17 protein-coding genes are annotated in these 14,364 nt (G+C 32.9%); 1 reads left to right on the top strand and 16 read right to left on the bottom strand.

What is annotated here, in order from left to right; genetic code table 11:
• Positions 1–21 precede the first annotated feature (21 nt).
• From V7014_RS10300 to V7014_RS10230, 15 genes are all read right to left on the bottom strand, one after another.
• Positions 22–1,257, bottom strand: a complete 1,236-nt coding sequence (locus V7014_RS10300; protein ID WP_335506769.1) for an MFS transporter — start codon at positions 1,255–1,257, stop codon at positions 22–24.
• A 480-nt stretch (positions 1,258–1,737) separates the two neighbouring features.
• Entirely contained in the window at positions 1,738–2,913 is a 1,176-nt protein-coding gene (locus V7014_RS10295) for a DUF4179 domain-containing protein (protein WP_335506767.1), read from the bottom strand.
• Between the two features lies 1 nt (position 2,914).
• On the bottom strand, positions 2,915–3,460 hold the full coding sequence (locus V7014_RS10290) for a sigma-70 family RNA polymerase sigma factor (protein ID WP_335506766.1): 546 nt from the start codon (positions 3,458–3,460) through the stop codon (positions 2,915–2,917).
• A 179-nt stretch (positions 3,461–3,639) separates the two neighbouring features.
• Positions 3,640–3,861, bottom strand: a complete 222-nt coding sequence (locus tag V7014_RS10285; RefSeq protein WP_335506764.1) for a DUF896 domain-containing protein — start codon at positions 3,859–3,861, stop codon at positions 3,640–3,642.
• A 19-nt stretch (positions 3,862–3,880) separates the two neighbouring features.
• The gene (locus V7014_RS10280) at positions 3,881–4,234 is read right to left on the bottom strand and encodes a DoxX family protein (protein ID WP_335506762.1); all 354 of its coding nucleotides are present in this window, start codon (positions 4,232–4,234) and stop codon (positions 3,881–3,883) included.
• Between the two features lie 70 nt (positions 4,235–4,304).
• Positions 4,305–4,871, bottom strand: a complete 567-nt coding sequence (locus tag V7014_RS10275; RefSeq protein WP_335506760.1) for an NADPH-dependent FMN reductase — start codon at positions 4,869–4,871, stop codon at positions 4,305–4,307.
• Positions 4,872–4,883: 12 nt separating this feature from the next.
• A complete protein-coding gene (locus V7014_RS10270) occupies positions 4,884–5,945 on the bottom strand; it encodes an LLM class flavin-dependent oxidoreductase (RefSeq protein WP_335506758.1) in 1,062 nt (353 codons plus the stop codon).
• Between the two features lie 18 nt (positions 5,946–5,963).
• On the bottom strand, positions 5,964–6,905 hold the full coding sequence (locus V7014_RS10265; RefSeq protein WP_335506756.1) for a ring-cleaving dioxygenase: 942 nt from the start codon (positions 6,903–6,905) through the stop codon (positions 5,964–5,966).
• Positions 6,906–6,956: 51 nt separating this feature from the next.
• Positions 6,957–7,400, bottom strand: a complete 444-nt coding sequence (locus tag V7014_RS10260; protein ID WP_335506754.1) for a MarR family winged helix-turn-helix transcriptional regulator — start codon at positions 7,398–7,400, stop codon at positions 6,957–6,959.
• Positions 7,401–7,585: 185 nt separating this feature from the next.
• Positions 7,586–8,338 carry a hypothetical protein gene (locus V7014_RS10255; protein ID WP_335506752.1) on the bottom strand — a complete coding sequence of 251 codons (753 nt, stop codon included), beginning with the start codon at positions 8,336–8,338 and terminating at the stop codon, positions 7,586–7,588.
• 112 nt (positions 8,339–8,450) lie between these two features.
• A complete protein-coding gene (locus tag V7014_RS10250) occupies positions 8,451–9,101 on the bottom strand; it encodes a hypothetical protein (protein WP_335506750.1) in 651 nt (216 codons plus the stop codon).
• Positions 9,102–9,468: 367 nt separating this feature from the next.
• Positions 9,469–10,017, bottom strand: a complete 549-nt coding sequence (locus tag V7014_RS10245; RefSeq protein WP_335506748.1) for an alpha/beta fold hydrolase — start codon at positions 10,015–10,017, stop codon at positions 9,469–9,471.
• A gap of 305 nt (positions 10,018–10,322) precedes the next feature.
• Positions 10,323–11,135 carry a GNAT family N-acetyltransferase gene (locus V7014_RS10240; protein ID WP_335506828.1) on the bottom strand — a complete coding sequence of 271 codons (813 nt, stop codon included), beginning with the start codon at positions 11,133–11,135 and terminating at the stop codon, positions 10,323–10,325.
• 214 nt (positions 11,136–11,349) lie between these two features.
• Positions 11,350–12,816 (bottom strand): penicillin-binding transpeptidase domain-containing protein, encoded by a 1,467-nt coding sequence (locus V7014_RS10235; protein WP_335506746.1) that lies wholly within the window; start codon positions 12,814–12,816, stop codon positions 11,350–11,352.
• 210 nt (positions 12,817–13,026) lie between these two features.
• On the bottom strand, positions 13,027–13,236 hold the full coding sequence (locus tag V7014_RS10230) for a hypothetical protein (RefSeq protein ID WP_335506744.1): 210 nt from the start codon (positions 13,234–13,236) through the stop codon (positions 13,027–13,029).
• A 182-nt stretch (positions 13,237–13,418) separates the two neighbouring features.
• Between V7014_RS10230 and V7014_RS10225 the strand changes: the two genes are divergently transcribed.
• Entirely contained in the window at positions 13,419–13,562 is a 144-nt protein-coding gene (locus V7014_RS10225; protein ID WP_335506826.1) for a transposase, read from the top strand.
• 7 nt (positions 13,563–13,569) lie between these two features.
• On the opposite strand, the gene V7014_RS10220 is transcribed toward V7014_RS10225, so the two are convergent.
• Complete coding sequence (locus V7014_RS10220; protein WP_335506742.1) at positions 13,570–14,109, bottom strand: pentapeptide repeat-containing protein; 540 nt, start codon at positions 14,107–14,109, stop codon at positions 13,570–13,572.
• Positions 14,110–14,364: the final 255 nt, after the last annotated feature.

The raw sequence follows: 14,364 nt of genomic DNA, 5'->3' as shown, positions 1-14,364 counted from the left end.
TTCATTAATATAAGTGTTATCCTACTCTCTCTCACTTGCAAGATAACAATCTTGCTGGACTGTTTTACTAAACAAATTTCTATTCTTAAAAGCTATAAAACTAACAACTGCAAGCAAAATGCCAGAAAGAATAAATATAGTACGCACACCGAAAAGATCAGAAAGTATCCCCATTAGTAAAGAGGCAATTCCAAATGTACCTGTACTAATCGTGCTAAGAGACGTATACACAGTCGCTAACCGTTCTTTTGGAACACTAGTTTGAATCAATGTTTGTTGAGAAATGTTTTTCATTTGATCGAACAGACCAATTAATCCACTTAATATCAATGCAATTATTGAATAACTAGTCACTCCAAATGAAATCGTACATATAGAAATCATAAATGCACCTATTATGATAAAAACATTTCGTCTTTCATCTATAAACATAGAAAAAGTAATACACAACAAACTTCCGACTACCATTCCAATAAAATACGAACTGTTTATAAAACCCCACCAATACGTCTCTGCCTTTAGTGCTTGTTCAACGTAAACTAATACTATTGCCGCAATCCATACTGTGCCCGCAATATTTTCAATAAATTCTATAATCGTCATTTTTCTTAAAAAAGGTATGCTTTTTATCGTTTGCCATCCTTTTGTTAATTGTCTCCACTTATTTTCTGGAATCTCTTCTTTATGTTCCACATTATTCAACATACTTAACACCATACTCGAGCAAACAAATAGCACAGCCACCAACCAAATCAATTGAGTAGGGCTGATCACAATTAATAAAAGGCTTCCAAAAAACCACGTTCCAATCTGAATAGATTGCGTAATGGTTTCCGCTACTCCATTCGCTTTGACTAATTTATTCTCATCCACATAATAAGGAATTAAAGTCTGCCTAATTGGGTTGGCACATCCATCAAGAAAAGCTATTAAAGCAATTACAATGAAAATGAAAGCTAAATTAATGGAATCTCCACCGATGGTCAAAATAATACTTAGGACAAATAAAAACAGTGTTTTTCCTATTTGTGAACCAGTCAATAAATGTTTTAAATTAAATTTTCCAATAAGCAATGGTGTTAAAATACTGGAAACAAACTTAGAAGAAGTAATGGTAAACGGCACAAAAGCAGATGAGGCAGCTGATTCAGTTAAACTATAAATGATGCTAATAACACCAACAGTGTATAACACATCACCAATATTTGCTAATGACTGACCAAGCATTAGCAGAACAAAATTTCGATTAGTATGCATATGAATCCCCCGTTTCTAAATGATTCTTAAAAACGGTAGATTCAAATTGGACTATTAATCATAAGACGATGCTCCTTAAATAAAAACAGTATAATTCATTCTAAGGATGAGAAAATGAACATACATGCATCTGAACTATTGCTATTTAAATTACACAGTATACGTTTAAATATTCTGTATTTTATAATAATAAATCTTAAAGTATATTTTAACAACTATAATAAATGGATTCTAAAAACTGTTATTAAAAGAAATCGTGCGACTCATAAAGAGGCTATCAATCATAGACAAATCGAGTGCGCTTAATTTTAACTATGCAGAAGAATATTAATATGGCTGCCTAAAAAGTCCATTGTCGGGTTATATGAAACCAAATTAAAAAGCCAAGAATGTTGATTTAACAGCATTCTTGGCTCTTACTTTTATCAGGGATTCGTCTTAAAAGTTACTTTTCGGACAGCCCCATCTACGCTTAATTCCTTACTTTTGGTCTGTTAAATTAACTTCAAATGACTGATTCTCTAGAGATTTTGAAGATTCCGCTTCGGTATCGAATATATACGGCGTAATGGTTATTTTCTTCAAACCTTTGGAAATTTCATATTCGTCTTCCATTTCCATTATATGATTTCCTCCACCCGTTCCAGTACCTATAAGTTTTTTTCCATTTTGATCATTCACATCTATACCTACGCTTATATGAGTTTTCTCGTCTTTATATCCTTTCGTATATTCAAATGTATAATCGATTTTCATAGATACAGGAGATACTCGGGCCTCTTTTATTGTTAGTATACCTTCAACTTTTTCATCTTTTATCGGAATTTGTTTATTGATGCTATAAACTTGCGTATCAGATTTAATTTTAGAACCATTAATGGTAGTTTCATATGTCCAATTTCCTTTTATTTCACCATAGAAGTCCGAATATTTACCTGAATTGAACTTCTCATTTGAATTCGCTTCAACATTTTTTTCGTATTCCATGCTATTGAACATCACTTTAACACGATAATCTTTTTTCGGGTCTATTTTCTCTAAAACATCGTAGTTTTCAAGATCTAATTCACCGTCACCATTCGTATCTGCTTGATTCAATCTTTTTTTGTATAAATAATCCCAGCTACCATCTGGATTATTTTCTCTATGTATACTACTGGCTGAGTCAAAGAATTCCATATTGTCAATAGCTATTTTAACTTCTCCTGGTTGAATATATGATTTCTGATCAATTCCTAATTTCTTCTTGTCCTGCTCATTCATCTTTACATTCAAATTAAGCAGCACTTGACCATCATCAAGCATTAATTCATTCAATGTTACCTTAATATGTTGATCTGCCACTGTTTGATTCACAGTCTTTTTATACCCATTAAAACTATCTTCTGGTTTATTAATAAACATTTCAATTTGGTTCCCTATGCGTGCAATTGACGCCAAAACTGTTTCATTACTAAGAATGATTGGACTTAATACAGCAAAGGAAATAGCTGCTGCAATAATTGATTTTTTATATTTTTTTTTAACAGGAGAATGCTTTATCTTCTTCATCATATTTCTTTTTAATTTTTGTTTCTCTAGATCATTCAGCATAATGTCTTCATATTCATCTAAATCCGTTTGGGCTCCGTTTAGTAAATCATATTCATTCTTCATCTTATATACCCCCTTCAGTTCGCTTATTGGAAAAATTCTTTAATTTTCTTCGTCCTCTAGAAAGACGATTATATAAGTTATGAATGGCAACGTTTTTTCTCTTCGCGATGGTTTCTAACTGAACACCTTCTAAATAATACTTCTCAAATAGCTCGCGATCTTCTTCATTTAAATGATGTAGTAATTCATCTACTTCAACTTTGATTTCATTTTGGAAATCATTTTCGTCAATATGTAATGGTTCATCTATCTCCGTTAAGCTTTTATTCATCATGCTATTTGAGTACTTCCGTTTATAGTCAATTGATTTATATTTCGCAATTGCGGCAACCCAATTTTTCAATGAATTTTTACTATTGTCGAAGCGAGTAATGTTATCCCATATCGCGAGTAACACATCATTTACACATTCTTCTTCATAGCTATGTAAATCGCCCAAATGCTTCTTAACGATTGATGTAACTAACCCTGCATAAGCATCAATCAAAAGCTCTAATCCTTTCTCCTTTCTACGAGCTATATATTTCACAATTAAATCATCATCCACTTTTCTCCCGCCTTTCGAATAACCTTTTCACCTATTAATACGAAAGCTTTTCTCATTTCCTATCATCTTTACAAATTTTTCTCTATTTTTTTATCACTTTATAAAGTTTATATGACTAGCTCCATTCTTTACATACAAAAAGCAATCCTTCATAAAGAAGAATTGCTTTTCATGCTTTACTATTTGATTTGCTCCTTATACAATCTTAGTTTTTCAGGTGTCACATCATTGCCTAATGAATCAACAACCGATAAATTCGAGAAAGTATTAAGCACTTGGCCACGAATTTCTTTTAAATATTCTTTACGCAACAGCTTTTGTTCAGCTAGTTCTTTTACTGATAGCCCAACTGTTTTCTGTTTTTTTGCTAACTCATTAATTCGATGTAAACTATTAATCATGACAAGATCTCCTCCCCTATTAAAACAATGCAGACCAGTTTAAAGCTGTGACAACTATTCCTAATACTAATAAGAAAAATGGCATCATCATATTCTTTAATTGATCTTTCATTTTTATATGAGTCATAATTGCACCAATCATCGTTGCAACAATCATTAATCCACCAATTGTTGCTAATGGCTCAATCCAAACTCCTGCAAGAATTACAATAGCTGAAGCTATTTCAAAGAATCCAGTAAACAATCGGAAGCTATCACTATAACCAAAATATTTAAACCCTTGCTTCATATCCTCAGAAGTGAATTTTTGATAACCAAACATAATAAATCCTATTCCTAATAAAACCTGTAATACTGTTGATAAAATAGACATACTATTCTCCTTTTCTATATATAACGATTTAATAATTCTTTATTTCGAGATATTAGTCCAATAAATGTGGTTAGAAATCATATTCCTCATCTTTTGCTTTCCTAATCATATTAAATGCATCTACTAACTGTAGTGTGTCATCGACCAAGCGATGAATGCGAAAAATCACATCATCATTTACAATTTTTCTTCGATCAAAATCTTGTTCCTCTATAAATACATACGTTTGAACAATATGAGCCTTCATATAACTTAAAATTGGTTTTAGCTGTTGCTCAATCATTAAATAGTGTTTACCCGTGCCAGCAGTCACTAACATACTAACTACTTTGTCTCGAAAGGCATTGACTGGTAATAAATCAAAAATATTTTTTAATGTGCCAGGTATAGAGGCTTGAAATGTTGGTGTTCCGATGATAATAGCATCTGCTGCCATGATTGTTTCCGCAGCATATTTTGTATCACCTTCGTATTCTCGGTAATCACGTCCATCACTAAACTCTATTTGATATTCACTCAAATCCAGCAATGTAATCTCTGCATCTGGATATTGCTGCTTAGCATGGTTCAATGTATAGTCCATTGCTGTTCTTGTTTTCGAACCGACAATTGAACCAGCAATACCAACAATTTTCATCTTTAATCCTCCTTATTTCTTAGCAGTATATTTTTTTACTGCGGGAACAATTTCTGTAGCAATCAACTCTATATTTTTAGCGATTTTGTTATACGGTAATCCTCCAAAATCTATTTCTGCCATAAAGCGTTGCTGACCGTATAGCTCATATTGATACAGTAACTTTTCAATAATCTGTTGTGGACTACCTACCATTAATGCATCACGATAATCGGTCGTTTGTGCAAAATGCTGTTTAGGATAGCCGCCTCCCTTTAAACTCAACATTCCACTATTAATATAAGGATAGTACTCACGTAAAGCATCTTGAGAGTTTTCGGTAGTGTAAAATAAGCTTGTAGTCGCAACTGGTAGTGTTTTCGGATCAAAACCACTTTGTTCCGCACTTTGTCGATATGCATCTACTGAAATTTTAAATGTACTTGCCGGCCCCCCTAGTGTAGTAAGCATCATCGGTACTCCTGCTCTTCCAGCTTTAATGGCACTTGCAGGTGGACCTCCTACTGCTCGCCAAATTGGCATTTGACCAGATTGTGGTTGTGGTAAAATACTTGCATTCTTCAGTGGTGTTCGAAATTGTCCTTGCCAAGTGATTTTTTCTTCTTTATTAAGTTTCAATAAAAGTTCCATTTTTTCCTCAAACAGCTCTTCGTAGTCATTTACGTCATATCCAAGTAAACTGTATGCACCAACACGTGATCCACGCCCTGCTACGATTTCTGCACGACCTTTCGAAATTAAATCAATTGTCGCCGCAAAATCCTCATACACTCTAACCGGATCAGAAGTACTTAATACTGTTGCTGAACTTGCGATTTTAATGTTTTTTGTTCCTTGTGCTATTGCTCCTAAAATAACAGTATGTGCTTGAGTCGTAAACATAATTTGATGACTTTCGCCAACTGCATATACGTCTAAACCAGCATCATCCGCTAAAAGACCAGCATCAATAATTTCTTTAACACGCTGTTCAGCACTAATTAAATCTCCTGATATAGGATCTCTCAAATGATCCCCGATTGTATATAAACCAAATTCAATGCCGTGATCTGGATTGATTCGATACTGTTTCATAGTAAACTCCCCTTTTTCTTAATCTAGTGGTACTAAATTTGCTTCAATTTCACTTCGTCTTTCTTCTAGGAAAGGTGGTAAATCCAGTTGTTTACCTAATTCTTCGACAGTGGAATCTACTGTAAACCCTGGGCCATCAGTCGCTATTTCAATTAAGATTCCGTTTCTTTCACGGAAGTATAGACTTTGGAAATAATAACGATCTATTACTCCCGATGATTGAAAGCCACGCTCCTTCACTTTATCCGCCCAATACTGTAACTCCTCTGCATTTTTTACTCGAATAGCTAAATGATGAATACTACCTCGACCTGGTTTTCCACTTGGTCCATCCATTTGCTTTAAAACAATTTCTCCATATGATTTACCTACAACAGACTGATAGATTGCTTCCTTATCGGTACGTGATACTTCAACATAACCAAAAATGTCTGTTAATGTTTGCGCCGTACTTTCTAAGTGACGAACGGTAAACTCTACAGCACCCATACCTAAAATGCGGTGTTTTGCTTCAATAATCGAACCATCCCATGATTCCCAGTAATCTGGTATTTCATCACCATCATTATTTAATAATACAAAGCGTAAACCTTCATGATCCTCAAAATGTAGTGCATCTCGTCCAGCATATTTAGTTAGCTCACCGTGCTTTACACCTTGCTGTTCAAAACGTCTTTTCCAATATTCAAGACTTTCAATACTAGCTACTAACAAACCAATCTGCGTAATTGCATTCGTTCCTCGTACCGTTCTCCCTGCCATTGGCATTTCGAAAAATGATAATTCTGTTCCAGGGCTTCCCGTTAAATCTCCATAAAACAGATGATACATAGAAGGATCGTCTTGATTGACTGTTTTCTTTACCATACGTAAACCTAATACATTTCGATAAAACTGACTATTCATTCGACCGTTTTTTGTAAGCATAGAAATATGATGATGACCAGGGATTGTATACATAAATTTTCCTCCTTTTAATAACTTGATTAGTCAAGTGATGGTATAAAAAAATTACTCTGGTGGTAATTCTTTTTTTACACTATTTTTCTGAACACGTGAAATAAGTTTATATAATGTTTTCTTTTCGCCTTCATTCAATACTTCATCAAAGAAAGATGATTGAAATGCCAATTGATGTGGCATTGTATTATTAATGATTTCATTTCCCTTATCTGTCAAACAAATGTATTTTGTTTTCCACTCCTGCTTACGTACGATAAACCCTTCTTTTTCTAAACGTACTAGCATGCGAGAAATTCCACCTTGTGTCACAATTATTTTCTCAGCTAACTCTGCTTGAGTGATAGGCTGGTACACTTGGATCTGTATCATTACATCAAATTGAGCAGCAGTTAAATTGAAACGCTTCAAATATTCATTTGACAGCTGGTTACTATGTGACGCAAAACGGGCTAAACGAAGCCATATTAATGAACTCAAAGTATTTCGATCCATCCTCATGCACCTCTCTTCTCTTAAGCTTATTATCACTTTACCACTCAAATGATAAAACATCAAGCATTTTATTTCGAATTCGAGATATTTTTTTTCAAAGAGTAGTTGATATTTAAATCGACTACCAAATATGAAATCCCCCTAAACAACAAGTTTAAGGGGATTTCATATGAATGGTTGTAATGTTAAACGAAAATTTCTTCCTTTAATTCCAAGAAACGCTGAATTTCATTTTGTAATTGAATTTGTTCATCCGTTGATAATTTAATCGAGTCTAAATCTTGAAATATTTCTTTAGCTATTTCGATTCTACCTAATGAAACAAAAACATCTATTTGGAGTACTTTTGCTTTGTATTGTAGTTCGGTAGAGATATTATCGCTTTGTTTATTAAAAGCATATTCTAACAAGTTTCTTGCTACTGGAAAATCTTCCTTAGAATAGGCAAGCCGATAAGCTAATTTATATGATTTTTCAAACTTTGAAGTAACTTGATCCGCTTCTTCCTGCATTAAAGTTGTGGAGTCACCCAATGCCTCTCCTATAATAAGTGTATTTCCACTTGGATCAGTTATATTGCATCTTCTGTCCTCTGTCGTTAAATTTAGCCTTGAAATCCGTGGAAGTCCTTTTGTAGGTATTTTTCCATAATGTTTCTTTATGTTTGCTTTCAACTGGTTGTATACCAATTCAATGTCAGGAACGACAATATAACAACCGCCCTGTTTTCCATGAGGATTGAACTTCTTATCACCAAAAAAACTTATTTCAGTAAAATCGCTTTTCACTGTAGCAAAACGATATGGACTTTTTTGATAGTACACAATTTCAAAACCTAATGCTGTATAAAATTCTAAGTGTTCATCGAATTCGTATAGGCAATCAAAAATAGGTATGGTTCGATTTCTATTCAATTCACTTAGATCTTGTTTGCTCATTTATTTCTCTCCTTTGATAAGTTTGATTAGAGAAAAGTATACCTATCTTCTAGAGAGATTTCCTATTATATTTTTTTGGTAAAATTATACATTTGGATTAATTAAATCAAAACTACGCATTCTTTTGCATAACTTTGTTGAACTTGAAGAAACGATCATATAAAGATCTCTTTTCAATCACATTTTCAGCAGTTGCCGAATCTTCTTCTTCTAGTTCAGACATACTTGTTGCAGCTACTTCTTTCGCAGAAAGCATGATTTCGAAACCTCGAATTTTCGCTTCTAGCTCAGCTATTTTGTCATTCTTACTTTCAATTTGCTTCTCTAACAATTCAATTGCGAATGCTTTACTTTCTTCAACCCGCTTCACTTGTGTCATTAAGTCTTCCAATAGCTTCACATGTTTTTTTTCTATAGATTCCACACTCGATTGAAGCGCTAATAAAGTTTCATTAGAGGCATCTTCTCTCTCTAACTTTCTGTCATCATCTTCATGCTTCATCATAATATTAGCAACTGATTTATTCATATCTTTTCCTACATCATTCTCAAGAATTGCTGTAATTTCAGCATGATTTTTTCCAGACTCATATAATAAACGGATTTTTTCTAAAACCGGTATCTCACTATCATAAATGAAATGAAGATTCCCTTTTCGCTTAGTTTGGATGTACTCATTATGATTCTTTACATATCTCCTAATCGTAGTACTTGGTATGTTTGTGATTTTTTCAATATCATTTACGGATAATAAATTATTCATATAAACACCCTTTCCCCATATCTATTAATTTATTAATTCCATTACTATTACATATTTTCCTTTGACAATCGTACACCAATAAACGACAAAAAGGCTGATGCTGTCGTCGAATATTGAAAGAGAGTGTCCCATAAGGTAATGGTGTTTTAGATTTTTACATATAACATAAAGGCATTCTTCTCATTTAAATGGAGATACATGACATTTCATCTTTTTCAAAAGTGCAAAGGTAGGCATTTTAAACATATTCAGCAAGCATAACAAATTTCTTGTATCCTATAACGAAGGGCTAAAAAGCGTAAAAGGCTGTCTTAAAAGTGATTTACATTCACTTTTAAGACAGCCTCACCTTTGACATTGCTTATATTTAGTCCGTAAAATTAAGCAGCCAATTTTTTAGTAATTCATTCAATACATTTGGTTGTTCTATTTGTAAGTTGTGACCGGCTGTATCAACAACTGCAAAACTTGCTCTTGTATAAAGATCTATCAAAGGTAAAGCATCTTTATATCCAACAACGGCATCCTGTCTTCCAACAACAATGAGGCTTGGCTTATCAAAAATAGTTTGGTCAACTGGAAAACTAAGCACATACTGTTGTTGTATAATTTCTAAAAAATCCCAATTAGAGATTTGAATCCCACTTAAAACCTCTTCATTACCTAGACCATCTTCTTGCCTTTTAGCATCCAATATTGAGATGCTTAAATCACAGTACTTATCTCCGCTTGGCTTATTTCCATCAGGATCAATCTTCATTATTGGATTGTTATCTGTATAAGTGTCTCCCTTATATGTCATTGTTAAGGGTTTTCCGTCATCATCATAAGTATATTCTTTTATGACTTTTAAACTACTATCTTGTTCATAAAGTACTTGATCTCCATTATTTGGTGGTTGCCGATATTTTTTCATTTAATCTTAAATACCCTTTCAGAAATAATTAATAAGGAATCTTCATTTGCTTCCACTACATATCCTATCGTTTAATAATTTTGATTTAAATAATACACTACTCCACCAACTAACACGAGTAATAATATCAAGAATGCACTTATTACTTTATTAATTTTTAATTCCCTCCAATAATAACTTTTAGTATGTTATTCTATTTATAATTTTTGAAATCCTTTTTGAGCTAACCTAATCGTCAGCTGCATAAAAAAAAGGAGCCCACACAGCTCCGGAAGTAAAGCTCCCAATTTTAATAAAATCTTGAACTAAGATGAAGGAATAACAACAGCGTTACAAGCACTTTCATAAAATTCTATTGGTCCAGCTCCCCCGATAATTACATACTCGTAACCTATTTCATTCATATCTTTTAAACAGTGATGAAGAAGCGCATAACCAATTCCTTTAGTCCTGTTTGATTTTGACACGCCCATAGGACCAAAATAACATTTTTTATTTTTATATACATCAAATGCAGCAAAGCCGATTATATTTTCTTTATTATCAAAAGCAATATATATTGATGGTTCATTTAATAAAAATGCTTCTCTTATGGTATGAGACCATTCCGCTGAAAAATTACTCTTAACAAAATACACAAGATTACTTTCATCGTTCTTATTGACTTTACGAACTGGTAGCAGATTTATTTTTGGAAATGTGTAGTTACCAAGGTGAGTAATCATATCTCGTGAAGTGGTTCCAAGGGTTAGAATTATTTGCTTTTCTTCTTCAGATAAAATATTCTCCATTACTGAGGTCTTTAGTAATGCTTTAAGCAGATGTCCTTCATTTAAATAAACTTGATTATATCTTTCCATATAATAGATTGCAGTTTTAAAGATTTGTATGATCTCTTCAGTAACAGCAATTTTAAACAAATCAAATTTAACAGTACAATGATTTTTAGATTTATCTTTATTTTTAATTAAATTTCTTAGAGAAGCTTTGTCCAATTTAGTCATCAAAGAAATTTCACCATATACACCAGTATTTTCATGAAAATATGCTATAAGTAGGTGCTCAGGCTGCAATACTTTATGATTCAATAGAAGAGCCTCATTCTCTGCGTTCCTCATTATCCTTAGCAATCTATTAGTGAATTTAACATTTTGATTAATCAGATAAACCACTCCTTTTTTTAAAACATTCTACCACATTGAATAATATGTTAGCTTTTAACTAAATTGCTTCGTTAACTGCATAACTAAAAGGAGCTGTGAACAGCTCCTTTAATTGAAGTAATGCTTAAGTACATTCATACACAGATATAGCTGATTTGCTTTTAACCAATTATTCTTCTATATCTGATTTTTTTTCATTTTCAGATAGTGATGTTTTACTATTTTCCTTTAATTCAAAGTACTTATCCATTACTTTTCGTCCGATATCTAAATTCATAGAATGCCCACTTTCACCTTGATATGCCCAAGGAACAACAACGGCCATCGCCACTTCAGGATTGTTAGCAGGTGCATAACTTACCATTGATAGATTCATTGTTGCTAGGGGCTCGTCGTAATTTTTATGAAGAGGGCCATCATAAAAAGCCTCTGCTATACCAGTTTTGCCTGCAGGATCATATTCCGCATTAACAAATCTCGGATAACCTGTCCCACCCTGCTCCTGCATTACTTTTTTAAAACCTTTTTGAACTCGTTCAATCCACTTTGGTTCCATATCTACTGTATTTAGTACAACAGGCGATACTTCTTCAAGGATCGGACCTAAAGTTGAATCGTCCTTCGCTGATTCTCGTATTTCTTTTAAAACATGAGGTTGTACCCTTTTTCCTCCGTTTGCAATCGTTGATACATATTGTACTAATTGTAACGGCGTATACGTATCATATTGACCAATTGAAAAATCTAGTAGATAACCGGGATTTGTTTCTTTTCCTTTAAGTCCTTCTATTTCGCCTGATAAATCAACACCTGTTGGCACACCTAAGCCAAATTGGTGAAAATACTTACGCATTGTATCAAACGCTTCACTATTTATTTGTAATGATTGATTATCACGATACTCGCCTTCTCCGATGTTAATAGCCGTTTGAAACATATACACATTGGATGACTGCTTTAATGCAGTCAAATCATTGATATACCCCATATTTTTCCATGAGCGCTTTAATGGTGTTCCTTTAATTTTTAACGGAGCATCAAGTATTATCTGCCCTGGGTTAATCGCACCAGTTTCATACCCTGTTAAGATTGTTGCTCCTGTTACAACCGAGCCCATCGTATAAGATGTTGTCATATTTCCCGATGCTAAATCATTAAATGTAATCTTACCGGTCTTTTCATCTCTCACGTACTGTTTACCAGCCATTGTTAAGATTTCTCCTGTATTCGGATCCATTAGCACTACAAATGCTCGATCTAAAAGATCAGTGCTTCCATAGCTTTTTTTCTGAAGTAATTCTTCTTCAATAATTTTATCAACGGCGGTTTGAAGTTCCATATCAATAGTCAATATTAAATCATTTTCTCGCTTATCTTCTGAAAATAGATCTGATTCAAACATACTATTTAATGTTGCTGTATTAGTTATAATTCTTTTACCTGTAGTATCATAAATATCCCCGTACGAAATCGTAGTATTAGCCGCAACTTTTTCGTCTGTTTCAGTTTTTTTAAGATGAGTTTCTTCATCATTCGAGGTTTTAAAAACTCCAAAATATACGCTTACCCCCAAAACCAATAACAGGAACATAAATAATGGGATATAAATCTTTTTCTTTTCTTTATGTTTGTTCATTTCTATCCCCCTTTTCCTTTAAAACATTAACACTATTAACCATATTATAGTAACTTTACTAATTTTTCTAGATTAAATTACTCTTTGGTATTCCCGACAAAAAAATTACTTAAGCAAAGAAACATCAATTTATTTTTTTGCGAAATGTAATAATCCACCTTATAATGCCAATAAGCAGAATGATAACTCCATTAGCTAATGTTATAAGTCCTAAAAATGCTCCATCATAGCCTGCACCTTCTCCTGTTCCTCCCGAACTCCAACCATATTAAGAATTAATGCACCACTTAAAAAACCAATCACTGGAGTAAGTATCATCATAATCATGCCCGATACCAACAGATTTAACTGTTCTTTACCAATGGAATTTAAAAAAGATGGCCCCTGTTCAATACAGAGATCATCTTCTACAATCTGCATAGGCTTTTTTAAAAATATCGTTTACAAAGGGTACATTTTAATATTGAATAGATTCTTTTATAATTCAAGGAGAATTTTACACTTAAACTTATAGAGAATGCACCAAGTTTCATGTTGCTGGAAATCCTGCTAGAACGCCAAGTGTAAATTTGTCGATGTTTTGAGTACGTTGTTCTCCTTGAATTGTTAGCCAAATAAGCATAGGATACCGATTAAAGGTAAAGCAACTACAATGCCTTCATATTGGAGAAATAGGAGATCTTAGACGTTTTGAGAATCATAAACAATTAAATGCATACGCAGGTATTAACTATATAGTTCAATAAAATATTACTATTTAACTTTTAACCCTAACAATTTTGAAAATCCAATTGCTTGGTCTGAAGAAACTTCGCAACCGTTCAAACTTTCCAAAGACACATTAAGTTGTTCAAAGATACAGGTACTTATATCAATCCCTTTAAGAATGGTTTGTGTAAAATTAACATCATTAATATTACATCGATTAAAATAAACCTTGCTAAGTTTACAATTGTTAAAGTTAGCACTGGTTAAAGGAGAATTATCAAAACTTACTTGTTTTAAACGTGCATCTGCAAAGTTACTTAAATTCACATCACAATTTTCAAAAGAAACGTTCCCAAGATTAGCTTCTGAAAGATCTAAGCCCAATAGTTTACAATCTTTAAAGGCGACTCTATGTACAATGCCTTCACACAATCGAGCATTAGATAGATTACAGTTTTCAAAAATCACATCAGTCATATCAATATTTCTAAAAGTAGCATTGATAAATGTTACATTTTTAAAAATGACTTTGGAAAAGATTACTTTCTCCATTACTTCGTTATCAACTCGTGCACCAAGTACCATACAGTTCACTAACTGAGGATCTTCTTCATAATAAATATCTTGAAAATTAACCTTTTCTAACTCTGATGCGATTTTGGGAAGTTCAATTTTTATTTTTTTGTCATAATGTACCTCTAATATTTTTTATGTAAATTTATTCATACTATCTAATTGTAACTCTACATAAAAATTAATAACTTTATAAGACTTTATTTCTTTTTCGAATTGTGTGCAAAACCTTAATTTTGATATTTCCGCTCCAATTAAACTGCTTCT

The sequence above is a fragment of the Bacillus sp. JJ722 genome, from assembly GCF_036963345.1.
Taxonomy (GTDB): domain Bacteria; phylum Bacillota; class Bacilli; order Bacillales; family DSM-1321; genus Bacillus_AD.
This window is presented reverse-complemented; position numbering and strand designations above follow the sequence as displayed.